Origin of the sequence: Mucilaginibacter sp. L3T2-6 (assembly GCF_030519355.1) — a bacterium.
Classification (GTDB): Bacteria; Bacteroidota; Bacteroidia; order Sphingobacteriales; family Sphingobacteriaceae; genus Mucilaginibacter.
Genome location: NZ_JAUMKC010000001.1, coordinates 1 through 24,805, shown reverse-complemented (window position 1 = coordinate 24,805; position 24,805 = coordinate 1). Strand labels below are relative to the sequence as shown.

General features: G+C 44.9%; 23 protein-coding genes. 10 read left to right on the top strand and 13 right to left on the bottom strand.

What is annotated here, in order from left to right:
* Positions 1 to 40 precede the first annotated feature (40 nt).
* Positions 41 to 1,030: a hypothetical protein gene (locus tag Q3W13_RS00115; RefSeq protein WP_302860322.1), complete on the top strand. Its 990-nt coding sequence runs from the start codon at positions 41 to 43 to the stop codon at positions 1,028 to 1,030.
* On the opposite strand, the gene Q3W13_RS00110 is transcribed toward Q3W13_RS00115, so the two are convergent.
* From Q3W13_RS00110 to Q3W13_RS00090, 5 genes are all read right to left on the bottom strand, one after another.
* Complete coding sequence (locus Q3W13_RS00110) at positions 999 to 1,643, bottom strand: rhomboid family intramembrane serine protease (RefSeq protein WP_302860320.1); 645 nt, start codon at positions 1,641 to 1,643, stop codon at positions 999 to 1,001. The two genes, Q3W13_RS00115 and Q3W13_RS00110, sit on opposite strands and share 32 nt — an antisense overlap.
* Positions 1,644 to 3,386, bottom strand: a complete 1,743-nt coding sequence (locus Q3W13_RS00105) for a M14 family zinc carboxypeptidase (RefSeq protein WP_302860318.1) — start codon at positions 3,384 to 3,386, stop codon at positions 1,644 to 1,646. It lies immediately after the preceding gene.
* Positions 3,387 to 3,550: 164 nt separating this feature from the next.
* Positions 3,551 to 3,838, bottom strand: coding sequence for a GIY-YIG nuclease family protein (locus Q3W13_RS00100; protein WP_302860315.1), 288 nt, complete (start codon positions 3,836 to 3,838; stop codon positions 3,551 to 3,553).
* Between the two features lie 153 nt (positions 3,839 to 3,991).
* Entirely contained in the window at positions 3,992 to 4,351 is a 360-nt protein-coding gene (locus Q3W13_RS00095; RefSeq protein WP_302860314.1) for an MmcQ/YjbR family DNA-binding protein, read from the bottom strand.
* Positions 4,352 to 4,353: 2 nt separating this feature from the next.
* Positions 4,354 to 5,091, bottom strand: coding sequence for a hypothetical protein (locus Q3W13_RS00090; RefSeq protein WP_302860312.1), 738 nt, complete (start codon positions 5,089 to 5,091; stop codon positions 4,354 to 4,356).
* Between the two features lie 767 nt (positions 5,092 to 5,858).
* On the opposite strand from Q3W13_RS00090, the gene Q3W13_RS00085 reads away from it, so the two are divergent.
* Together Q3W13_RS00085 and pepT are read left to right on the top strand one after the other, a co-directional pair.
* On the top strand, positions 5,859 to 6,110 hold the full coding sequence (locus Q3W13_RS00085; protein ID WP_302860310.1) for a hypothetical protein: 252 nt from the start codon (positions 5,859 to 5,861) through the stop codon (positions 6,108 to 6,110).
* 18 nt (positions 6,111 to 6,128) lie between these two features.
* Positions 6,129 to 7,379: a peptidase T gene (gene pepT, locus Q3W13_RS00080; protein WP_302860308.1), complete on the top strand. Its 1,251-nt coding sequence runs from the start codon at positions 6,129 to 6,131 to the stop codon at positions 7,377 to 7,379.
* Positions 7,380 to 7,466: 87 nt separating this feature from the next.
* Here the strand turns inward: pepT and Q3W13_RS00075 are convergent, their stop codons facing one another.
* The 3 genes from Q3W13_RS00075 to Q3W13_RS00065 form a co-directional block, all read right to left on the bottom strand.
* The gene (locus tag Q3W13_RS00075; protein WP_302860306.1) at positions 7,467 to 8,711 is read right to left on the bottom strand and encodes a peroxiredoxin; all 1,245 of its coding nucleotides are present in this window, start codon (positions 8,709 to 8,711) and stop codon (positions 7,467 to 7,469) included.
* An 80-nt stretch (positions 8,712 to 8,791) separates the two neighbouring features.
* Positions 8,792 to 9,130 carry a hypothetical protein gene (locus tag Q3W13_RS00070; RefSeq protein ID WP_302860304.1) on the bottom strand — a complete coding sequence of 113 codons (339 nt, stop codon included), beginning with the start codon at positions 9,128 to 9,130 and terminating at the stop codon, positions 8,792 to 8,794.
* A gap of 25 nt (positions 9,131 to 9,155) precedes the next feature.
* Complete coding sequence (locus Q3W13_RS00065) at positions 9,156 to 10,295, bottom strand: acyl-CoA dehydrogenase (protein WP_302860303.1); 1,140 nt, start codon at positions 10,293 to 10,295, stop codon at positions 9,156 to 9,158.
* A 665-nt stretch (positions 10,296 to 10,960) separates the two neighbouring features.
* Between Q3W13_RS00065 and Q3W13_RS00060 the strand changes: the two genes are divergently transcribed.
* From Q3W13_RS00060 to Q3W13_RS00035, 6 genes are all read left to right on the top strand, one after another.
* Entirely contained in the window at positions 10,961 to 13,015 is a 2,055-nt protein-coding gene (locus Q3W13_RS00060; protein WP_302860301.1) for a M13 family metallopeptidase, read from the top strand.
* Positions 13,016 to 13,065: 50 nt separating this feature from the next.
* A complete protein-coding gene (pnuC, locus tag Q3W13_RS00055; protein WP_302860299.1) occupies positions 13,066 to 13,677 on the top strand; it encodes a nicotinamide riboside transporter PnuC in 612 nt (203 codons plus the stop codon).
* A 9-nt stretch (positions 13,678 to 13,686) separates the two neighbouring features.
* Positions 13,687 to 14,241, top strand: a complete 555-nt coding sequence (locus Q3W13_RS00050; protein WP_302860297.1) for an ATP-binding protein — start codon at positions 13,687 to 13,689, stop codon at positions 14,239 to 14,241.
* Between the two features lie 101 nt (positions 14,242 to 14,342).
* Positions 14,343 to 14,921, top strand: coding sequence for an RNA polymerase sigma factor (locus tag Q3W13_RS00045; protein ID WP_302860296.1), 579 nt, complete (start codon positions 14,343 to 14,345; stop codon positions 14,919 to 14,921).
* Positions 14,918 to 15,481 (top strand): hypothetical protein, encoded by a 564-nt coding sequence (locus Q3W13_RS00040; RefSeq protein WP_302860294.1) that lies wholly within the window; start codon positions 14,918 to 14,920, stop codon positions 15,479 to 15,481. Before Q3W13_RS00045 ends, Q3W13_RS00040 begins: the two co-directional genes overlap by 4 nt.
* On the top strand, positions 15,462 to 16,793 hold the full coding sequence (locus tag Q3W13_RS00035) for a hypothetical protein (RefSeq protein WP_302860292.1): 1,332 nt from the start codon (positions 15,462 to 15,464) through the stop codon (positions 16,791 to 16,793). Before Q3W13_RS00040 ends, Q3W13_RS00035 begins: the two co-directional genes overlap by 20 nt.
* 67 nt (positions 16,794 to 16,860) lie before the next feature.
* Here the strand turns inward: Q3W13_RS00035 and Q3W13_RS00030 are convergent, their stop codons facing one another.
* The 5 genes from Q3W13_RS00030 to Q3W13_RS00010 form a co-directional block, all read right to left on the bottom strand.
* Complete coding sequence (locus Q3W13_RS00030) at positions 16,861 to 18,099, bottom strand: RNA polymerase sigma factor (protein WP_302860290.1); 1,239 nt, start codon at positions 18,097 to 18,099, stop codon at positions 16,861 to 16,863.
* 138 nt (positions 18,100 to 18,237) lie between these two features.
* Complete coding sequence (locus Q3W13_RS00025; RefSeq protein WP_302860289.1) at positions 18,238 to 18,579, bottom strand: YciI family protein; 342 nt, start codon at positions 18,577 to 18,579, stop codon at positions 18,238 to 18,240.
* A gap of 134 nt (positions 18,580 to 18,713) precedes the next feature.
* Positions 18,714 to 19,901: a class I SAM-dependent rRNA methyltransferase gene (locus Q3W13_RS00020; protein WP_302860287.1), complete on the bottom strand. Its 1,188-nt coding sequence runs from the start codon at positions 19,899 to 19,901 to the stop codon at positions 18,714 to 18,716.
* 301 nt (positions 19,902 to 20,202) lie between these two features.
* Positions 20,203 to 21,855: a M1 family metallopeptidase gene (locus Q3W13_RS00015; protein WP_302860284.1), complete on the bottom strand. Its 1,653-nt coding sequence runs from the start codon at positions 21,853 to 21,855 to the stop codon at positions 20,203 to 20,205.
* A 65-nt stretch (positions 21,856 to 21,920) separates the two neighbouring features.
* The gene (locus Q3W13_RS00010; protein WP_302860282.1) at positions 21,921 to 23,795 is read right to left on the bottom strand and encodes a CocE/NonD family hydrolase; all 1,875 of its coding nucleotides are present in this window, start codon (positions 23,793 to 23,795) and stop codon (positions 21,921 to 21,923) included.
* A 576-nt stretch (positions 23,796 to 24,371) separates the two neighbouring features.
* Between Q3W13_RS00010 and Q3W13_RS00005 the strand changes: the two genes are divergently transcribed.
* The coding region (locus Q3W13_RS00005; RefSeq protein WP_302860281.1) for a 6-phosphogluconolactonase at positions 24,372 to 24,805 on the top strand (434 nt) is incomplete at its 3' end.

Genomic DNA, 24,805 nt, shown 5'->3' with positions numbered 1-24,805 from the left:
CTAAAATTTTCCTGCCGGATTTGAAGCGTATCTTTGCGCCATGAGCCAACAAATTTATTCTCCGTTCGAGTCGTTCAGTTTCGGCAACCAGCGTTGCTTTTTAACCGGACAGGAATTAACCTCGCCCGAGGAACGGATACAGGTGTTCCCGCAATGGCTCATGAGCCGCTACCAGCTGGAAGATAAATCCATCAAAATGCTGGACGAAAGCATGACCACTTATAAGGATATTAAAGTGCCGTGCTCCGCTAAAGTTAACGAGGCCTGTCTTGAACCGCTTGAACAGGAAATTGCAGCAGCGTTTGATAGCGGTTACGAGGCCGTAAAGCAACTTGATGAGCTTAAACTTTTCCAGTGGGCAGGCAAACTGCTGTATGGCATCATTTTTAATGAAGTGCAAAGCGGCATTAAACTACAACATGCACAGGGGGAAGAGTTTAACATCTCGCAATCCATCGTACATAAGTTCAGCCACCTGCATCTGATGCTGCAGAGTTTAACGCTGCCCATTGTGTTTGAAGATTTCACTCCTTTTAGTCTTTTTTTATTTAAGGTAGATAATAACCCGGCTGAATTTGGTTATCGCGATGAGATCAACACCCTTACTTTTTCTTTACGTATCCGCAATTTCGGGTTGATTATCTGCCTGCAGGATAACGGTGCAAATTTTCAATACCACAAGGAGATTTACGATAAGATAAAGGGAGAAGTACTGCACCCCATCCAGTTCGAAGAGTTTTGCGGACGGGTGTTTTATTCGGCTTACCTGTTTAACCGGTTACCGGAATATAACGTTTTACCTGCGGGGGATGAAATATACATTGAGGCAATGCCATTACGCGGCATGAGCAGCAAGCCCTTGTTCGATAACTGGATTGGCAAAGTTTACGGCCAGGTGCTTGAAAGCTTCTGGAAAAACTGGGGCTATGTGCTGTTCGAGATCATCAAAGACCCGGAAAACCCGATGAGCTTTTTGTTCGATGAGGACGGCAACCTGGTTAATGGAACCACGATTGAACTCCCACGCTAACCTTGCCTATAAACTCGTGCACTACGTGCGGGTTTAATATAATGGTAAGCAGCAACCCGCTCAGGGCGCCAAACATGTGCGCATCATGGTTGATGTTATCCGAAGCCCGTTTTGAAGCATAATTGCAATAAAACAAATACATCACACCGTATATAACCGCCGGTATCTGTATGCCCGGTATCAGCATAAAACCTAAGGGAGCCAGCGGGTCATATAAAATGGCGCCGAATACCACCGCACTTACTGCGCCTGATGCGCCAAGACAATAATACCAGTCGTCGTTTTTATGTTTATAGACCGTGGGCAGATCGCTCAATATCAAACTTAAAAAATACAGCACGCCAAACTGCCAGTGCCCCAGGCTGACTTCTAACTGAAAAGCAAAAAAGAAATAGCTTAACATATTGAAGAACAGGTGCATCAAATCAGCGTGTATCAAGCCGCTGGTTATTACGGTATAGCGCTTATAGCCTCTGTATACCCCATAGGGGTGCAATATCATATTGGCATACGCATTATCGCTGCTGAACGCCCACCAGGAGGCGGCCAATGTTATTATAAATATTACCGAGGCTACCGGCGCAGCAGCCCAAATTATTGCTATTTCGTTCATCTACTTCAAATCAAGTTTAGCGTCGGTAACAATGCGGCCGACAGGGTAGCGAAGATATGTTTTTTCGAAATAGATGGAGTTACGGTAAATAAAGTTTAATTGCGCACCTGCGCTGCCGGCCAGTTTAGGGTCTTTTGCTTTGGCATCGTCCAGCTTTTTCTTTAACTCAGGATCGTTCTTCAACATTTCGGCTGCCTTGTCTTCAAATACATAGTTGCTGAAGTATTCCTTTTCGCCTAAAACCGAATCAAAAAAGTTCCATGCGAAGAATGAATCCACACCCTGTGGCTCAAGCGTTTCAACAATATAACGGTTCAGCCATTGGTTGGTATAAACTACATAATCACCTTCGTAAAATTTTACCTTCATTTCGGTCGGTTCCAGTTTCACACCACTGTGCAGGTAATGCCCTTCAAATGGTCTTTGAGCCGTTTTAAAATCGCCAAGGTAATACATCTGGAGATTCAATGTAGTATCGTGCGCTAAGCGGTGCATCATTACGCTGTTCAGCTTAAACAAATCAATAACCTTACCCCATGCCTGCGGAATTACATAGGCGATGGGTTTGGTTGCGCTGTCGGTAACCTTATAGGTGTTATAGTATTTAACAATTTTGGCGTAGGGTTGATTCCGGTCGTAATACAGGCGCTTCAGTCCGCTTACGTCGCTGGGTTTGTACAAGGCTGCATAACCTTTAAAGGTAATGGTATCCACCTTATCCCGGTCCACATCCCAATTCAGGGCAAATACCTTTTGTTTAGCCACCTGCTCGTCTGCTTTACGCTTCAGTTCGCCAATAAGTTTGGCATCGCGCACAAAAATATCCAGCAGGTGTTGCTCAAAATCATACGTTGCATAAACCCTTTTATCAAACGATTTAAGCATATGTGTTTCGGTAATATAACTGATGATATTGCGCTGCGCCGTATAACCGGTGGCAAATCTCGGCGTCTCCAGGAAACTTACGATACCCGAATCCGGCAAGCCCCTTTCGCCGGCGCCATAAGGGATCATCTCGAAGCCTCCCTTTTTCATACGTTTATACAATTCGGGGGTTAACGTTTCAGAGGTATATTTTGAAAGGATTGGGTTTTGCTTATCTTTTTGAGTTTCAATCAGCGTCATCACGTATTGGTAATCGGCGCCATCGCTGGTGTGGTTGTCCAGGAATATTTCAGGGTTCCATGTATTTACTATCCGCTCAAAAGCCAGGGCGTTGCGGCTGTCGGCTTTAATAAAATCCCGGTTCAGGTCCAGGTTGCGGTAATTGCCCCTAAAGCCATAAGCACGCGGGCCATTCTGGCTTACACGGCTCAAGCCACGGTTCATGCTGCCATCAATATTATATAATGCTATCATGCAGATAACAATATCTTTTGGCAGCGCGTTCTTCTTAAGCAGGTCGCGGGCCCACATCATGCTGGCGTCTATACCCTCCGGCTCTCCGGGATGGATGCCATTGTTAATAAGCAGCACTTGCTTTCCCTGTTTCTTTACCAGCAAGGGGTCGAACACCTTATCGCGCGATAATACCACCAATGTAAGCGGTTTGCCAATATCGGTTGTGCCGTAATTGATCAGCTTCATTTGCGGATTTGCGGCCGCCAGTTTTTTATAATAAGTGATGACTTCTGCATAGGTAGCGGTGTAGTTTTTATCCTTGCTTAATTCAAAAGGGGTAAGCTGTGCATGGGCTGTTAAAAAGCTAGCGCACGAAAACAGGGCCAGTAATAGTTTTTTCATGAAAAGGGCTTTCCACAAATATAATTACCGGCCGGAGATTATAGTGTATTTTGTTAGTTACCTGCGGGATATTATGACCCGACTGAAAGCGCCGGCCTGTCATGGTGAGCCTGTCGAACCACGACAAGCGCAGTGGCCCGTACACATGCCTTACCAACAGGCTTTTACATGCGATTTTTTGAAAGTTCGGGTAATAAGTGCCAATCGCCGCGAACTATTGCTTCTTTCTTTTCCCGGCGCCATCCTTTAATTTGTTTTTCAAACAATATCGCCTGGTTTATATTCCGAAACGTCTCCTGGAAAACAAGTTTTAAAGGTCTTCTTTTGAAAGTGTAAGATTTAGGATCTAAACCCATTTCGTGTTCATATAATCTGCGCTCAAGGTTGTTTGTTAGGCCGGTGTAATAGGAGTTATCGCTGCAAAGTAATATGTATACAAAATATTGTTTCATTATACAATCAGGTTCCAATAATATCTGTGTTGCCCCCGCGCATCGTGGTTCGACAGGCTCACCATGACAACCCTCGCTCTTCTTGTTCCAAAAGAGTTTTTTTCCCGCAAGCCTATCTAACTGGCAGACGCAGTCGCTCTTTCAAACATGGTTTTACTGCTCCTCATTTGCCATCTCCTCCCTTACCTTTTTTGGCAGGCCTTTAACCACCTCGTCGTACGAGTGGTCGATCATCCCGTGCAGCTGGCGGGTAGTAAGTGCGCCGTCAAGCGCTACGGTGTTCCACATCTTTTTGTTCATGTGGTAACCGGGTTGTACTTCGGGATATTTTTCTCTTAATTCTATGGCGAGTTCAGGGTCGCATTTTACATTAAAGCTGTTGCCCTGGCTAATGCTGGTGAGCAGGAACATCTTACCGGCAACCTTAAATACAAGCGTATCCTCGCCAAAGGGCAACCCTTCAGTAACTGCAGGTTTTTGCAGGCAATATTCACGCAGTTCTTCAATATTCATAACTAAAATCCGTAATCTCTAACCAGTTTGTTGTATGATACCGTATTGCCGAAGAAATATTTAAAGGTAATGGCAAACTGCCGGTACTGGTTGGTAGCGTTATTTTTAAACTTCGCCGTCGGGTCGTCATAACCATCCAGTCCTTCGCCGAAAACAAGATTGTGAACGTATCCTATGTCTATCGCCCAGCCCGGCTCGTTGTATGAATCGAATATTTTAATTTCATAGCCTACCCGCAACGGCACAGCATAGTTGTAGCTTTTATCCTGCCCCGGAAAAACATAATTCAGCGGACCGTTTGCAGCAATCGTATTGGTACGTTGCACGGTATTGTTGTTTTTCACGACGCCGAAGCCTGAACCAAAATAAAAATTCTTTGCAAAATTTAAGAATTTATCATTTCCGTAATCGATAAAAGAACCCAATTGCACATCAACATGCGCATAAAGCGCCATGAAATTGTTAACGTATTTCCGTCCGTACCTGTCTTTATCCACTGTTATCCCGCCGCCAGACAATTGCCCCTTTTGAATTTCCAGTTCCATGGGCAAATAGGGATTATAATTGTAGATCAGATTAAAGTTATACGCGATATTATTGTTTTGCCTGGGGATATTAGTGTAACCGCGCTCATAGGACAATCCGCCGCCAATCCCAAATTCGTAATAATTAAACCCTGCCTGTGCTTCGGCTTTTATAGCCGCAATTACCGCAACAATAAATAAAATAAACCTTTTCAATGTCAAGCTCCCGGATTTATCATGATGGTTTGTATTTAAACGATAGGTCTGAAATAAATGTTCGGCAAACTTTTTTCATTAACAATCCATTGAACTTTTTACACAGCGGCCCGGCCTTTAAGCATACCAACTGAAAATAGCTGGCATCTTAACAGTTAATCAACCGAAAGCAACTGATTTAAAGCCAGTTGTATCGTTATGCCAACATTATTCAAAATACCACTGCGGCAAATCAAATGTTTATTTCAAATAACAACTGTTAGTTTTTATTAACATAATGTCTATAACTCTATATGCAGCAATGAATTAAAGATTTGAAAGGCTCCGGACCAGCTGTTTTTGATGCAGTAACTCATAAACGATTATTGTAAGCCAAAACGGGCAAACAGCAACCTAAATAAAACGTTCGCTAAAGGCAGCTGACATAACTAATTGTACAAAACCGCCCTGATAAGCACCGCAGGGGCGATATTTACACGTTTCGTCTCGTTGTTTGCCCATTTAACAAGTGTTGATAACTTTCAATTTCACGAGGCGAAAATTTATATAATAAAAAATGTGATGTTTTTAGGTAGTTGAACGCAGATTCTTATATTTGCTACTGATAAATTATTAGTTTTCCACATTTCGGGTACTGTTTTTGGTAATTATGGCTTAAGGCCGCCTATCCGGGGGCCCGATTTGATAAATTAACGAATACCTATATTCCTTAGACATTTGTTTAAGCGCCCTTTTTATGGCGTTTGGGCAGATAAACAATTACTGAGATGAAATGGACCTTTATTATTGCCTTATTACTATTATGCGCATGTAAAAAGTCAACGTCGGATTTGCGGCTATTGCAACCGGGAACCAAAGTGAAAATGAAAAGCAGTGTTAAGCTTCCGGGTTCAACAGCGCCGTTTACGGTAGACAGCGTGTACGTACAATCAAATTACGACATGAATTTTTATTATTGCACAGATGCCGGCAAAGCCCAATGGATCATTCCGGATGACGATTTAGTGGTAATAAATTAAAATCAATACCTTTAGGTGATGATTTTTAATTCACCTTTTGATTTTACCGTTACCAGCCGTTTTCTGCGCTATGTAACTATCGATACCCAGTCTGACCCAAAATCTGAGACCACCCCATCAACAGAAAAACAAAAGGACCTGGGCCGCGTGCTGGTACACGAATTACAGGCTATGGGGGTTACCGATGCACATCTGGACGATTATGGTTACGTTTATGCCACCATCCCGTCAAACTCGCATAAGCAGGTGCCGGTTATTTGTTTCTGCTCGCACATGGACACCGCGCCCGATTGCAGCGGCACAGGCGTAAGGCCCATGGTACATAAAAACTACCAGGGTAATGATATTATTCTTCCTGATGATCCCTCGCAAATAATCAAACTAAACGAGCATCCAGGCCTGAAAAACCAGACCGGCAACGATATTATCACCGCCAGCGGCACTACCTTACTTGGCGCTGACAACAAAGCCGGTGTAGCCGAAATTATGGATGCCTGTTACCAGCTGATGAACCACCCGGAGATTAAGCACGGCGACATCCGGATCTTGTTTACGCCTGACGAAGAGATCGGCCGTGGCGTTGATAAAGCCGACATCAAAAAGCTTGGCGCCTTTGCAGGCTATACAATGGATGGCGAAAGTGCCGGGAATATGGAGAACGAAACCTTTAGCGCCAATGGAGCAAAGCTTACCATACATGGCGTTAGCTCGCACCCCGGCTTTGCAAAAGGCAAGATGGAAAGCGCCATAAAAATTGCTGCCCGGATCATCGCCAGCCTGCCCGCCGGTCTTTCGCCGGAGCATACCGAAGGCATGCAGGGCTTTGTGCACCCCGTGGGTATTGAAGGACATGCAGAAACCGCCGTGGTCGAATTTATTATCCGTGATTTTGAGGATGACAAGCTTATTGAACACGCCAAGGTAATCCGTAAGATAGCTGACGAAGCATTGGCCAGTTTCCCCGGCTCAACCTATACCCTCGATATAAAACAACAGTACCGCAATATGAAAAGCGTGCTGGACAAGCATCCGCAGATTGTTGAATATGGCATGGAAGCCATGCAGCGCGCCGGACTTAAACCCCGGCTATGCAGCATCCGCGGCGGTACAGACGGTTCCCGGTTATCTTTTATGGGCCTGCCCTGCCCAAACATATTTGCCGGCGAACATGCCTTCCACAGCAAACACGAATGGGTATCTGTTCAGGATATGCAGAAGGCGGTGGAAACGATTTTGCACCTGTGTACGATCTGGGAAGAAAAGAGTTAAGGAATATACGTTTCAGGTTAATGAATTACGACTACCCAAACCGCCAATTAATCTAAGATCGTAATTCGCACATCAGAAATCCGCACATCAGCCCTTCTCCGCCAGCAGGTCTTCTGTCAGCTTATCAAACTCAACAATAAATTCGGTGTAATGGTTACCGGTTCCGGGGCCGTTAAAGCCTGTGTGTATTTTGCGTACGTTTCCTTTTTTGTCGATGATGATCGTGGTGGGGAAACCTTTAAAGTCGGCCAGCATGGGCAGGCTTTTCATCGGGTCGCCTTTGGACGGGGTGTAGCCGGTTATCAGCAGCGGGTATGGTATGTTAAAGTGGTTTTTAAGCTGGGCAAGCGTTTTCTGCGACTTTTTAAAATCGGTGGTGCGCTCATAAGCAAGGCCGACGATCTCCACCCCTTTAGGGTGATATTTTTTGTAATAGCCGCCGTTGACAATAAAATTGGTTTCATCCATGCAGTTAGGGCACCACGAGCCGAGCATCTGCACAATTACCACCTTGTTTTTAAAGCGGGCATCGCTCAGCGACACCTTTTTGCCGTCAATATCCGGGAACGTGAAGCTGATTGTTTTATAACCCGGCTTCAATGCAGTTAGCGAATAGGCGTCGGGCAGCTTGGCGTTGGCATTCTTAACGGCCGTCCATTTGGTAAAGGCCGAGTAACCAGAATAATTTTCGCCGTCAACAATGGTGTTTCCGTCTTTAATTTTTGCGGTGAATAAAAAAGCGTGGCAACCATCGAAGCAGGAGAGATACATCCTGTCGCCAGAAACGGAGCCTTCCAGGAAGCGGTAATCGCCGGTGGTACTTAAAAAGGTGCCGGTAAGCTTATTGCCGTCCTGCTTAAATTCGCCTACCAGTTCGTCGCGGCCATCACCCTCTCCAAAAACGGCAGCCCAGCGGCCGCTGATGTCATAAGCCGGTTTTTCAACGTCTTTCAAAAAGCGCCATGGAGTGTTGGCTGTAGCGGTAAACGGCAATGCTGAATCATGGTCGCCCAGGTGGCGTATCCAGTTACCCGAAAGGTGGCCGTCACCCATCTTCAACCTGAATTCCGAATCAAACAAAGGCATTTTTACAAATACCGAGTCGCCATTAGTGGTTACGTCAGGCACCTGGTAATGCTCGGTACCATTAATAATGGTGATCTGCTGCTTGTCACCCACATTGCTCACCTCAAAATTAAAAGGTAATTGATGCTTGCTCTCGTTGGTTAAAATACCGCGCCATGTGCCGGTTTTAAGCCTATTTTGGGCGGAGGCAATGCTTGTAAATGATACGAGGAAAATTAACAGGAGGAGTCGTGCATGGTTCATCATGCCCAAACGTATGAAATCTTAATCTATTATTTTAGTAGAGTTTATTGATATGACAATAGTTTGAAGATAAGAAAGGTTGCTTAAGGTTTTTTAGCGATTTCGTCCAACTTATCCAGGAAGCGCTCGTTGAATTCGTTCTGGCGGTCAAATTGTGCAAGAAAGCGACTATTGAATTCCAGCATCTTTTCATTGAATCCTTCCTGCCTTTCATTGAATCCTTCCTGCCTTTCATTAAAGCGCTCCTGCCTTTCATTGAAGCTATTGTTTCTTTGAAACTCCTGGGTGGATATATCAATAAAATCCGATAATGCATCGCGCGTTTCCTGTAAAATTTGCGTATGCTTTCCTAATATTTCCGACTGCTGGTCTTGCTTGCGCAGCATTTCCGAAATAACAACTAACAAATCTTTATCTGTCATACTCAAAGTTAAAGAATGTATCCGGTTATTTCAACACCTCCCTTGCAATAACGATCCTCTGAATTTCTGATGTTCCCTCGTAAATCTGGGTTATTTTGGCATCGCGCATTAAACGCTCCACGTGGTATTCCTTAACAAAGCCATATCCGCCGTGTATCTGTACGGCCTCAACAGTTGTACGCATAGCTACCTCGCTGGCAAACAGTTTAGCCATCGAGCTTGCTTTGGCATAAGGCAGGCCCTGGTCTTTCAGCCAGGCAGCCTTCAGGCACAATAAACGGGCAGCCTCAATTTCGGTAGCCATATCGGCCAGCTTAAACTGGGTAGCCTGTAAATCAGCAATGGTTTTGCCGAATGCCTTGCGCTCCTTTGCATAAGCCATCGCCAGCTCATAAGCGCCTGACGCAATACCCAATGCCTGTGCAGCAATACCTATACGGCCGCCCTCCAGCGTATTCATGGCAAACTTAAACCCGAAGCCATCCTCGCCTATCCGGTTTTCCTTTGGTACCTTCACATCGTTAAACATGAGGGAATGCGTGTCAGACCCGCGTATACCCAGCTTATTTTCTTTAGGACCAACCTCAAAACCCGGCATGCCTTTTTCAATGATAAGGGTATTTATCCCGTGATGCTTTTTCTCGGGATGGGTTTGCGCCATTACCAGGTAGGTCGATGCCGTTCCGCCATTGGTTATCCAGTTTTTAACGCCATTTACAAGATAATGATCGCCCATATCTACAGCGGTAGTACGCTGCGAGGTAGCGTCAGAGCCCGCTTCGGGTTCCGAAAGACAGAACGCCCCTATCTGCTGACCGCTGGCTAACGGCTTCAAATATTTTTGTTTTTGCTCCTCGGTACCGTATTTTTCCAAACCGTAGCACACCAGGGAGTTATTTACCGAAACCACCACCGATGCCGAGGCGTCGACCTTTGACAGTTCCTCCATAGCCAGCACGTAGGACACGGCATCCATGCCGCTGCCGCCATATTCCGGCGATACCATCATGCCCAAAAAACCAAGCTCGCCAAGCTTTTTTACCTGCTCAGCAGGAAATTTCTGGTGCTCGTCGCGCTCTATTACGCCGGGCTTAAGCTCGTTTTGTGCAAAATCGCGGGCGGCGTCGCGAATCATTTTTTGTTCTTCGGTAAATTCAAAATACATCGGCTGTCAATTGGTGTGGCAAAAGTAAAAATATTATGCATGCATAGCAAAATTTCGGTCAAAAAAAAGAGAGCTCTTTTGAAGCTCCCTTTCCCCTAATTAATTTAAACTATTGATTAAACCCAAAACAAAGAACAAAAAAACCTCAGCTTGGGCGTCTGAGAATTCAAAACAATTTATTTTTCACAGGTAGATGTATCATTTCGTTTTTCACAGATTTCATGCAGGGCTGCCGTTTCAATAACAAATGTCAAGCCACAAAATTATAGTGAGCGTATCGCCAGCTTTTAGTGTCTGCCAAAATAAAATCTTAATGGTTGTGGAAGCGACAATTATTATTAGTTAATTTTTTTAGCTTCGGTTTATACTTGGTTAAGCAAATTAACCCTTGGTTTTAAGCTGGGCGGGGTTTTTAAGCGGTTTAGAACCCGGATATCTAACTTAAAATATTTTACCCGGGCGAGTATGCTATAACCCCGAGAAGTTGGTATTAATGGATAATGGCTGATGAACTAAAGGTGATTTTGACCATAAAATATATTATTATTTAACGTTAATTTGTTACGGGATTGCCTGCCTTGTACATTAAATCCTGTTTTTTAAGTGTACAATTGTATTAAATTTCATACATCGGCTGTATCCTAATAACTACATACAAAGTAAACATGACCAAAAAATTTACCCGCCTGGCAACGTCTGCCTGCGTTATGAGTAGCCTGCTTATCAGCGCCTGCAACAACAAGACAAAAGATTACGCACAGAACGATGTGATATTTAAAAACCTGGATACTACCGTAAAGCCCGGAGACGATTTTTTTAAATATGCTAACGGAGGCTGGTTAAAAAAGAATCCAATCCCTCCGGCTTATGCCAGGTGGGGCATTGGCAACGTGGTAAATGAAGAACTGCGCGACAGGCTGAAGAAAATCAATGAGGATGCGTTGAACGATAAATCCGCCGCAAAGGGCAGCAATACGCAAAAAATCGGCGACTTTTATTTTAGCGGACTGGATACTGTTGATATTGAAAAACAAGGCATCGGCCCGCTGAAAGGCGAGATAGCCAAAATAAATGCAGTAACTGGTATCAAAAGCCTGGTTGATGAATTTGCTCACCTTGCTACTATCGGAGTTGAAACGCCTATAGCTGCCGGTGTGGGTCAGGATGCCAAGAACAGCAGTAAAAATATGCTGCAGCTATACCAGGGCGGCATCGGCCTGCCAAACCGCGATTATTATTTTAATACCGATGCACACAGTGCAGAGATCCGCAACGACTACCAGCAAAAGCACCTGCCTATACTATATAAGCTGTCGGGCCTTACTTCCGACGCTGCCCTGGCAGCAACCAAACAAACTTACGCGCTGGAGAAATTCCTGGCTGATAGCTCGCGTAAGCTGGAAGATTTGCGCGATCCGTACCGCAACTATAACAAAATGCCGGTAGCCGGTTTGGCTAAGCTGACTCCGTTGGTAGACTGGCCCTCAACATTCGAAAAAATGGATTTTAAGAATGCGGATACGGTTATCGTTGGTCAGCCCGAGTATTACAGGGCATTAAACAAGGCTCTTACCGCATATACCATTGCCGATTGGAAAAATTACCTGGTGAAGAATTTGGTTGATGCCTATTCATCATACCTGAGCAAGCCCTTCGACGAAGAGAACTTCAGGTTTTATGGTACCGTACTTTACGGCAGCAAGGAGCAATTGCCCCGCTGGAAGCGCGTACTGGATACCGAGAACGGCTTAATGGGCGAGGTGTTAGGGCAGATATTTGTGAAGGAATACTTCCCCGAAAAAACAAAGGAACGTTATGTAAACCTGGTTGAGGCCATGCGTACCAGCTTTAAGGAGCATATCCAAAAACTGGACTGGATGAGCGAGCCTACCAAACAGAAAGCTTATGACAAGCTGGCGAAGGTTACCCCGAAAGTCGGTTATCCCGATAAATGGAAAGACTTCTCAACCCTAACCATCGACCGCGGGCCCTATGCGCTTAACGTTATGCGGGCCAACAACTTCTGGCACAAATTTAACGCTGATAAACTGGGCAAACCGGTAGACCGTACCGAATGGGATATCACCCCGCAAACCTATAATGCCTATTACAACCCGTCGAACAATGAGATTGTGCTTCCCGCTGCGCAGTTCCTGATACCGGGTGTAAAAGATGAGGATGTTGACGATGCAGTAGTATACGGATATGCAGCCGCATCTACCATCGGCCATGAAATGACGCATGGCTTTGATGATGAAGGACGTCAATTTGATGCCGCCGGTAACCTGAAAGCATGGTGGCAGCCGCAGGATTCGGTAAAATTTACGCAACGCGCCAAAATGCTCATCGACCAATTTAATACCTATAGCATTTACGGCCTGCACGTAAACGGCAAAGCAACACAGGGTGAAAACATTGCCGATTTGGGCGGTATAGTAATTGGCCTGGATGCCTTTAAGAAGACGGATCAATATAAAGAAGGCAAGCCTATCAATGGCCTCACGCCAACCCAGCGCTTCTTTTTGGGCTATGCCCTGGGCTGGCTCGGACAGGAAAGGAAGGAAGCCTTATCGAGCCAGATATTAACCAACGAACATGCACCGGGCTTTATGCGGGTAAACGGTCCGTTTACTGATGTGCCCGAGTTTTACGAAGCCTTTCACATCAAAAAGGGAGATAAAATGTGGCTGGATCCGGACAAACGTGTGAAGATTTGGTAGCAGAATTGCGAAAGTAAAATGTTATTGCCGTGAAGTGTTATATTTAGGCCATGCAAATTATCCATGCATTGCAGGAATGGCTGCGGCACCAAACACCGCTGGAAATTGCAGGTGTAATTACCGGTCTTCTATGCGTTTACCTGGCTGCCCGCAATAATATCTGGAATTGGCCCATAGCCATTATTAGCGTCGGCATTTACATTTTCATTTTCTTCGACAGCCGGTTATTCGCTGATATGGGCTTGCAGTTTTATTTTATGGCGATGAATATTTACGGCTGGTATAACTGGAGCAAACGCCCGGCCGGCGAAGATAAGTCGCCCGTGCTGCTGATCACTAAAAAGGAAATAGTTTACTCAGCCATTGCCATTATAGTTTTCACCTTTATTTTAGGTTCGCTGTTGAAATATACAACAGCATCCTTTCCTTTTTTGGATAGCTTTTGTACGGCCTGCAGCCTGATAGCCCAGGTTTTTCTGGCACGAAAAGTTCTGGAGAACTGGTTAATCTGGATATTTGTGGATGTTATATATGTAGGTGTTTATATTTTTAAAGATCTCGATTTAACCGCAGTGATGTACGCGGTTTATGTTATCATTGCTGCGATAGGTTATTTTGATTGGAAAAAGGATTATAAAAAACAACTTAAAACATCTGCATAGGTTCCCTAAATGGCAAATCCCGAATCATCCATAATAAAGATCGCTGTTGTCGGCCCGGAGTCTACCGGAAAATCAACCATGTCTGCTTACCTGGCCAAACATTACGATACGGTTTGGGTGCCGGAATATGCCCGCGGCTATTGCGAAAAGTTAACCGCCCCCCCTACCTGGCAGGATGAGATTAATATGTTTACCGGGCAAATAGCGTTGGAAGCAGAATTACTGCCTAAGGCCAACAAGCTACTGATTTGCGATACCACGTTTATAACAGTAAAAATCTGGAGCGACCATACCTTCGGTAAATCCCCGCAGGAAGTTTTGGACGAATTGCCCAAACGCCCTTACGATTTATACCTCCTGCTGAACATCGACCTGCCCTGGGAAGACGACCCGCTACGGGATTTCCCCCACCTGCGCGAGCATTTTATGAATGTTTGGTATAAAGAACTGGACGAACTAAATGCTAACTACGTTTTGATAAAAGGCGCCGGGACCGAACGGTACGAACGGGCAGTGGCAGCGGTAGATGAGTTTTGTCTGAACCGAAATTTGCAGAATTATTGAATTAACAGAATTTAAAGCACATTCCGGTAGTTCCTAATTTCCGGTTCAGATAAATTCTTTCCTCCGCATGCAACGTTCTAAAAATCATTGCGTCATTTAACATGCAAGCTGATCAAAAATTGGAAGCCGTATTTATCGACAAACACTATCAACTGGTTTTGGAGTGCAAACAGGGAAGTAAAAAAGCCTGTTATGAGCTTTACAAACTTTATTCTAAAGCGATGTTAAATGTCGCCTTCAGGATAGTGGGAAATATTGCCGAGGCTGAAGATGTGTTGCAGGAAGCATTTGTTGACGCGTTCAGCAAACTCAAGGATTTCAGGCAGGATACTACGTTTGGGTTGTGGCTTAAACAAATTGTGGTAAACCGCTCCATAAACCTGCTGCGCAAACGCCGGCTGGAACTGGTTGACCTGGAAGAAGGCCAATTGGAAAACATTGCGGACGATGAAGTTGAGGATGATGAGGAAATACAATTTCAGGCCGCAAGAATTAAAGAAGCAATGAAGGAACTGCCCGAAGGCTACAGGCTGGTGATATCGCTATACCTGCTGGAAGGGTACGACCACGAAGAAATAGGACAAATTTTAAACATTTCAGAAAATACCTCGCGGACACAGTTCCTGCGCGCAAAAAGAAAACTTCTGGAAATTTTACAAAAAAAAAGAATAACATCATGAGCAAGCGATTAGAGGAATATATGAGGATGAACCGTGAGGAATTTGATGACCTGGAGCCGTCGACTGATTTATGGAGCAGGATTGAAATGCACCTGCCGCCGGAAGGCCATGATTTGATTAAAAAAGAAGCAAAAACATTTTCGCTGGGCTTTGTACTGCGTGTGGCGGCCACTATTATCGTAGTAATGAGCATTGGCTTTGCCCTTTACCTTCGCGGCGAAAAGAAACCTAAAATAGACTTGGCAGCTATTAACCCGGTGTATGCGCAACAGCAGATTCAATATACATCGCTGATTGAAAGCAAACGCACCGAATTGAAATCGATGTCGAAAACCGACCCTGAGCTGTATAAAGAGTTCAGTTCGGAAATAGCTAAAATGGATTCGACCTATAAGAAACTGAACAGCGAGCTGGCTACTACTCCTAACCAGGAGCGTGTTTTACGTGCAATGATCCGGAACCTGCAGGTACAAACACAAGTGCTTAACCAGCAGCTATCCATAATTCAGCAGTTAAACAGAGACAAAAAGATCCAAAACAATGAAATTAAAGATATATAAGCCCGTATTGCTTACCGCAGCCGGATTGCTGATTGCATGTTCCGCGGGCATGGCACAAAAAAAGCACCATAAAGTAAAGGCGAAGCAACCTGCTACTGTAACCATAAATGTTGATAGTAAGGATTTCGAAGCCGGTATAGACGATTTACCGGAAAACTTAACCGCATTAACCAACAATTTGAAAGATCTGGGTAAAAACCTTTCGGCGACGATTACCAACAGCCTCAACTCCAGCTTGAACATCGATGTAAATGATGCAGATGATGAAGCCAATAATGCTGAAGTGAATTTAAATCTGGGCAATCTGTTGAATAATCTGAAAGTCAACATTTCGGCGAACGGAGATAGCGACGGCGATGACGAAATTGAAAGCGCCAATACCGGTAGTGTAAGAGAAAAAAATTACAGCAAAAGCTATCCGCTGGATGCTAATGATAAAATAAGATTGAGCAACCAGTTCGGCAAAATATCGGTTAATACCTGGAACAGGAACGAGATTAAAGTTGATATATCCATAAAAGCCGAAGCCGGCAGCGATGCAGATGCACAACGGTTAATTGATGGGGTATCTATATCCGACGGGAAAAGCGGCGACCAGGTATCATTTAAAACCAATATTACGAGCGAAGATGATGACAATGGTTTTTGGGCGCTGTTCCGTTCAAAAGGAAATAAAAGGCGTAAATTAAGCATCAACTATTCAGTTTATATGCCGTCCAAAACAGACCTTGATGTTAACTCAAGCTACGGCTCTGTCGACCTGCCAGCCTTAGATGGCAAGCTGAGAATGAACGTTTCTAACGGCAGCACGTCGGTAGAAAGCCTTTCAAATCCGGCGAACGAGATTAACGGTAGTTACGGCAGCTTAAAGATTGGCAGCATGAATGGCGGCAAACTATCCTTCTCGTACGGCAGCGTAGATATGGATGAGGTAAACAATCTGAAAGCCGACCTGGATTATGGCTCATTTAAACTAGGCAAATTAAAAGGCAGCGGCGATTTCGACCTGTCATACGAGGGTGGTTTTAAGATTGACAACGTGGAGAGTTCGCTAAAACATTTGAATATAAATACATCCTATTCAGGCGCCTCATTGGGTCTCTCGCCAAACAGCAACTTCGACTTTGACGTTACCGTTAGTTACGGCGGCTTCAATTATAATGATGATAAGGTAGATGTTACCAGTAAAAATCCACCTGATGGCAGCAGGCATATCGGTACCACCCGCAATTATAAAGGGCATGTCGGCAAAGGCAACCCGGATGCAAGGGTAACCATCAACACCAGCTATGGCGGGGTACGTTTTGAGTAGTCATTACTGATGCGGATTTTATACCGGGAGAACCTTACGGGCATCAAAGCTTCGTAAGGTTTCTGTTTTAAAGCCCCTCTGTTATTTTAAGAATGGTCTTTTGCAATGTGGCCTTATCATTATCAGATTTAGCCAGATTCAACGCCATTTTTAAATGACCGATGGCTTTCCCGTTATCCACATCGGTATATAAATGCCCGAGCAATGTATAGTATAGCTGGTTGCCGGTTAGCTGCAACTTCTCAGCCTCCACAATAGCTTCAGGTTTACCATTTGCTTTGGCCAATGCATAGGTACGGTTAAGTGCCGCCATGGGGGAATATTCTATCATCAAGAGCCTGTTATAAAGCTGTAAGATACTTTCCCACTTTTCCGGGGTATCCTCGTAAATGGTATGCCACCATGCAATGCCCGCTTCAACATGATACTTGCTTAGTTCGCCGCCTTCCGCGGCACGGTTCAGATAAAACTTTCCGCGATTGATTAATTCTATATCCCAAAGGCTGGTATCCTGGTCTTCATACAATACCTGTTCTCCATCGGGGTTAGTCCGCGCCTCGAACCGCGATGCATGGAAACACATCAGCGCCAGCAACGCGTTCACAGCCGGTTTGTCGGTGGCTGGATTGATGGTAAGCAGATAAGCCAGACGGATCGCTTCGAGGCAGAGATCCTTGCGAATAGTTGTATTTTGAGACAAGGAATGATATCCCTCATTAAACAGCAAATAAATAGTGGTTAACACCGTTTCCAGGCGCTTGTCAATTTCGGCGTTCGCAGGGAAAGCAATCTCCACATTTTCTTCACGCAGCTTCGCCTTGGCACGCATCAGGCGCTTGTTAATGGTCTCCTTATTGCTTAAAAACGCATTGGCAATTTCCTCGATACCAAACCCGCAAAGTATACGCAATGACAAACCAATTTGTGCCTCGGGAGGAATAGCGGGCTGACAGATGGCAAACATCATTTGGAGCTGGCTGTCAACAATATTGGTATCCGACAAATCAATATCCAGCTCATGAAGCTCTGAGTTACTGTATTGGAGCTGTGGTGTTATTTTTTCGCTGAAAAGCTTATTGCGGCGCAGATAATCTTTCGCTTTATTTTTTGCTACCGTATACAACCATGCCGCCGGGTTTTCGGGAAGCCCTTTGATACTCCAGGTTTCGGAGGCAAGCAAAAATGTATCGCTGGCAATGTCTTCAGCAATCTCAATATGCTCAAAGCCGAAAAGCTTTGCGAGTACAGCGGTAATCTTGCTAAATTCCGTTCGAAATAAATGCGGTATCAGCTCCTGTTGTTTCATTGGGGGGGGGGTAGGTAGGTAGATGGAAGCGGCTATAGTATTAATGAATCGAACACCGGATATCAAATGTCCAACATCGAAGTTTACTACCTTATTATTTCTTATTCAACATTCGGTGTTCGGTATTCACCTGGCAAATTACATAGGATTAATTTCCCTAACCTCAACGTTGCCACCGAAAGGGAAAATCGGGCAGCCTTTAGCCATTTCAACGGCCTCGTCAAACGATTCGGCCTTTACAATTGAATAGCCGCCGATCAGCTCCTTAATTTCGGTGTACGGGCCGTCAGTAACCACATTGTTCGGTTTCACTACCCGGCCGTCATGCGTAAGGCGGTTTCCACGGTCAACCAGTTTGTTTTGAGCAGCAATACCGCCAATCCAATCCATCCATTTTTTAGTGATTGCCTGTAATTCTTCAGGCGAGCCTGTTGGTTGATTTTTGAAATCATTACGGTAAACGAAAAGAAAATCTTTCATGATGTTTAGTTTTTATGTTTATACCTCAATGACGAACAGTGGGCAACCAAACTGGACAACCCCCTGTAAAAAATTTGTATCCTGAAAAAATCCCATCCGAAAACCTTTCGCCTTATAACTTTCAGCTTCGCCTACTAAAAAACCCTGCAAAGTAATCCTTTCAAATACTCTCCTTCCGGAAATGATGACCGCACAGGATGGTCTTCCGGCTGGCAGAACTGGTATATAAACTGCACCTGCTTGCCGGCATCCAGCGCTGCCCAGGCCAGCACCTGTTTGAATGTCTCCATATCCATAGCACCTGAGCAGGAGAACGTTGCCAGCAAGCCGCCTTTATTCAACAGCAGCATTCCAAGCCGGTTAAGATCTTTGTAAGCCCGCGAGGCTTTATCCAATGCTGACCGGGATGGGGCATACTTAGGCGGGTCAAGCACTACAATATCAAATGTTTCACCTTCTTCCCTGAACTTGCGCAGCTGTTTATTTACATCGGAAGTTATAGCAATTGATTTTCTGGTATCGAATTTATTCAGCAGTATGTTTTCTTTTAAGGTATCGATAGCCAGCTGCGAGCTATCGACCGAAGTTACCGAAGCCGCGCCACGATGCAGACTATTGAGTGTAAAACCGCCGGTATAGCTAAAGCAATCCAGAACTTTTTTGCCTTTAACATGTGCGGCAAGTATGCTGCGGTTATCGCGCTGGTCGCAGTAAAAACCAGATTTTTGACCTTCGGCAATATTGATGTTATAGCGGATGCCATTTTCGATCACTTCAACATGTTCCGGCGGATGGTTGCCTGCCAGTACAACATTGCTTGTTGGCAGGCCTTCATGTCCGCGCGAAGAAGCATCGCTTTTATCAAAAATGCTTTCTGGTTTTAACAGGCGCTGCAGTTCATCTATTATGCAAGGCATCATTTTTTCGATGCCGGAGGTTAGCACCTGTACAGCAAGATGATTGGCATATTTATCTACAATCAGGCCCGGCAGGTAATCCGATTCGCTGAATATTAAGCGGCAGGTATTGGTAACGCCCTCCACTAAAATATTGCTCCTGCTCTCTACCGCTGCGGCCACCCTGTCCCGGAACCATTGCTCGTTTATTTCGGAGTTTTCATCCCATTCCAACAAGCGTAAAGCCACCCTCGACTGGTTGTTATAAAATCCATAAGCCAGGAAGGCGCCTTTGGCATCAATCAACCTAACCACATCGCCATTTTCCGGCTTGCCTTTTACACGTTCAATAGCGCCGGAAAACACCCATGGATGGCGGTGCAATACTGCCTTTTCTTTACCTTTTTTTAGTACGACCTCAATCATCCGGCAAAGGTAGGGAAATCAAATTGCAGTTTTAATATGTGCGATCTGCGGGTAAGGGTTCACGACTCCGCGGGGGTCTAATATTGGTAGAAAATAACACAGCCATATTATCCGCGCCGCAGGTGCGTAACACCGCATTTAGCGTCGGATAGGTTGCATACCTACGGCACGCAAGACTGCTTTTTATTTATTCTACCAATATTTTGCACCTGCGGCGCACTGGAAAATCGTCCGAATATTCTCTATAAATACAGAAAGCCCGATGTTAGCGGGCCTTCATACAGTTTTTAAGTTCTAATTTCTAATCCTTCATCACCCCTATATAATAATTAAAGGTGTCCACTTCTATATTATCCTTGTTAGCCCCTTCAATTTCAACCGGCTTGAACCGTGTTGTCGGCGTAATAAACTGGTATTCGCCGCCTTTAACTTTTACACGGACAGGCATTTCGAAATTATGCGCGTCAGCTATCCAGCGGACGTAGAGCTTGCCGCCGGTTTCCATAAAGTTTAAAATCGGGATGCCGCGGTAGTTAAGGTACTGATCGAACACCGGAGAAAGGTTCTTGCCTGATTCCTTATTGATATAACCAACTACATCGTCATAATCCACTGTTTTGTGATAGAAAGTTTTGTTAAGTCCGCGTAATATGCTTCGCCATTTTTCATCGTCGTTGATGATTGTGCGTATTATGTTCAGCATGTTGCCGCCTTTATAATACATATCGCCCGAGCCTTCCTTATTTACATTATAAGGTCCGTGAATCGGCCTGTCATTAACGATGGCAAAGCGGGTACCATGTACATATTCCTGGCCTGCCTGCTTACCATAGCGTTGCTCAATAAAAAGGGATTCAGAATAATTGGTAAAGCTTTCGTGTATCCACATATCGGCCAAATCTTTCGACGTGATGTTGTTGCCGAACCACTCGTGGCCACTTTCGTGTACTACGATAAAATCCCATTTTAAACCCCAACCGGTTCCCGATAAGTCTCGGCCCAGGTAGCCGTTACGATAATGATTACCATAAGCTGTCCCGCTCTGATGCTCCATGCCGAGATGGGGTGCTTCTATCAGTTTGTATCCATCCTCGTAAAACGGATAAGGGCCAAACCAATGCTCAAAGGCTTTTATCATATCTTTCACATTAGCCCCAAACTGTTTGGTAGCTTTTTCAACATTGTAGCTCAGCACCCAATAATCAAGGGTTAGCTTACCCTTTTCGCCCTGGTAGGTATCACTGATGTGCGAATATTTGCCTATGTTAGCCTCGATGTCGTAGTTATTGATCGGGTTAGCTACAAACCAATCGAAGCGGGTGTAGCCATTCTTTAAATCCGTTACCTTGCGCAGACGGCCGTTCGAAGCATCGGTTAAACCTTTAGGCACGCTAATACTGATAAGAGCACTGTCCACCTCGTCGGCCTGGTGGTCTTTATTTGGCCACCAGATGCTGGCGCCGATACCCTGGCAAGCAGTTGCCACCCACGGGTTACCCAGGGAATCTTTGGCGAAAACGATGCCTCCATCCCAGGGCGCACGTTTCGCTATAGTTGGATTGCCCGAATAAAAAACCCTAAACTCGTCCTTGCTGCCTTTCTTTATGGTTTCGGGGAAAGTCACAAACACAGCATTAAACTCACGGGTATAAGGCAACTCTTTACCTTTATAAACCACTTTTTCCACCTTCAGGTTCGAGAACAGGTCAAACTGTAGTTTAGTAAAATCCTGCGTGGCAGTAAACTTAAACAGGTTACTCCCGCTGATGAATTTGTTATCAATATCGAATTTCACATCGAGGTGATAATAGTTGATGTCGTAACAGGTGCGCAGGGGCGTTAAGTTTCCGCGCAGTGAATCGGCCCTGGTGAATTTCTCTTTGTTTTGACCGAGTTGCGCATTAGCGCCAGATGAGATTAATCCCAATGCGCAAATGATTAATAGCTTATTCAATTTCATTTATTTATTTACAATGCAACCTGTGTTCTCACAGGCCACGGGTGGTGTTGTTGGGTGATCTATTCTCCGAGTACGGTTACTTTAATATTGGATTTATGCTGTGCATCATGATAAATTCTTATGGTCGATTTCTGGAAATCAGAATCTTTTGCCTGCGTTATATCCACAAACTTCTGCGGGTTCCTGTCGGCCAATGGGAACCATGAACTTTGTACCTGTATCATAATGCGGTGGCCTTTTCTGAAAGTATGGCCAACATCAGGCAGGTTATATTTTACCTCTGTAACCTTGCCCGGCACAAATGGCTCGGGTGTCTCGAATGAGTTACGGTACTTGCCCCTGAAAATCTCGCCGCGCACCAGCATCTGGTAACCTGCCATGGTCACGCCTTTTGGATTCGGTATCGGGTTGCGATAATTATCGGGGAAAACATCAATCAGCTTAACCACATAATCCGCATCCGTTGTGCTGATAGAAGTCATCAGGTCAGCCACTATCGGACCGGTTAAAGTGATATCATTGCTAAGGGTGTCGGTTTGGTATACCTTAACATCCGGGCGGCGGCTCGCAAAACGCTGATCGTCCAGCATGTATTCACGGGTTCGGCCGCGTTTACCTACACCATCCTGGTAAGGAACCGGCGCGGCAGGGTCGCTTACGTATTCATCATACCCTTCCCCTGCTTTGGGCGCTTCAAACGAAAGCTTGCCGCCGGCATGCAGGTACATCGTTTTGATAGTTGAATTTTCGGGCGGCCATTTGCTGAATTTTTCCCAGTGGTTGCTGCCGCTGATGTAGATGGCGGCTTCCGGCAGGTTCATTTCACCTTCGTCTTTAAGGTAATATTTAAAGAAAGGCAGTTCCAAATTCTCGCGGAACCATTGACTTGTGTTCGAGCCGAAATCCTGGTCGCCAAAGTGCTGGATGTCTTTTGCTTCCCAGCCGCCATGATACCACGGCCCCATAACCAGCATATTTTTATGACTCTGCGGATTTTGTTTTTCCAGCGCCTCGTACACATGCAATGCCCCAAAACAATCTTCGGCATCAAAAAATCCGCCAACGGTCATGGTAGCCGGCGTGATGTTTTTTAAATGCGGACGGATGTTCATATCCTGCCAGAATTTGTCGTAGTTCGGATGCGCCATCATGTCGTTCCAAAACTTCACCGAATCGCCGAAATAGTACTTCTTATAGTTTGGCAGGGCGCCAAGCTTCAGGTAAAACTCATAATTATCATTATATCTGAATTTGATACCGGTTTTAAACTGGGCGGGGGTGATTGGCTTGGGCCTTGGAACACCAAAGCTGGTTATAAATGAAAATGCATCCATCACGAACAATGCACCGTTGTGGTGAAAGTCATCTCCAATAAACCAGTCGGTAACCGGCGCCTGCGGTGAGACAGCTTTTAATGCAGGGTGCGCATTTGGTAAGGTAGCGGTTGAATAAAAGCCCGGATAGGAAATTCCCTCAACCCCTACCTTGCCGTTGTTGTTCGGAATGTTTTTTATCAGCCAGTCTATGGTGTCGTAAGTGTCGGAGCTTTCGTCAACCTGTGTTCCTTTTTTATTATCGATATTGGGCCGTACGTCAACAAAGTCGCCTTCACTCATCCATTTGCCGCGCACATCCTGGTAAACAAAAATAAAACCCTCTTTTTCCAGCAGCGAGTTTTGACCCAGCGTTCTGCGGTAGTTATTTTCTCCGTAAGGCGAAACCGTGTAAGGCGTACGCGTCATCAGGAACGGGTATTTCTTCGACTGGTCTTTAGGCACGTATATCGCGGTGAACAGTTTTTTACCATCGTGCATAGGGATATACCTTTCCATTTTGGTGTAATGTTCCCTAACGTAGCCGGTATCAGGCGTAGCTTGTGCCTGGGCAGATGCGCATAAAAGCACAAATGCAGCTAAGGTGAGCAGTTTTTTCATCTGTATGTTTCGGTCAGTTAATAAGGCTAATTTATGAACATAATTGATAATTAGCCATTCATGTCAATAGTGTTACAATAACAGGGTAAAGTATAGGCTACCTGTGATAAAATATGGAGAAATCCGCACTAACTTAATTGCGTCAGGGCTGCCAAGCTGAGTTTGATATCGGGCGCGAAAAGCAGGGGTTTACAGGTACTTTACAGTTTTTTGCTGCAACCCTGAGTTAAAATACTGATAATAAAATAGTTAAACAGTTACAGGCGCATAAAACTGTAAAGGGCCGGTAATGGGTGCTGCATTCCTCAATTATGGCCGTTAACAGCGGAAACCAGGCCGGTTTAAACAGTAGTCGCAATTTACTTATTAAAAAAATTTAAAAAGTTTTTGATTTTAAAAAATTACTTTATTAAGTTTGTATAGATAATGCACTGCATACTTAAACGGGAACTTTATATCAGCCTTATGTCGGTAAGGGGAATTATAGTTAAATTGGTTTGAAAAATCCTCGCCCAGGCGGGGATTTTCTTTGTAGTGACATTTCTATCGATTACCAAAAACACAACCAACCTACAAATGGCGCGATTAAATTTATTAGAAGAGACCCGTTATGAAAAGCTGCCGGTAACGGTGTATGAGAACCAGCAGGAAGCATCGATTGCGGTAGCACAGCGGATCGCAAAGCTGATCAAAGACAAAACTGCCTCCGGCGAAAAGACGGTGCTGGGCCTGGCCACCGGTGTGACCCCGGTAGGCGTTTATGCCGAGCTGGTAAGATTACACAAAGAAGAAGGTTTATCCTTTAAAAACGTGATCACTTTTAACCTGGACGAGTATTACCCGATGCAGCCCAACGCTGCCCAAAGCTATGTGACCTTTATGAACGAGAATTTGTTCAGTCATGTAGATATCGATAAGGACAATGTCCATATCCCCGATGGTACCTTAGAGCAGGATGCCGTTGCTGCCTTCTGCCTGGACTATGAGAAAAAGATCAGCGCCCTGGGCGG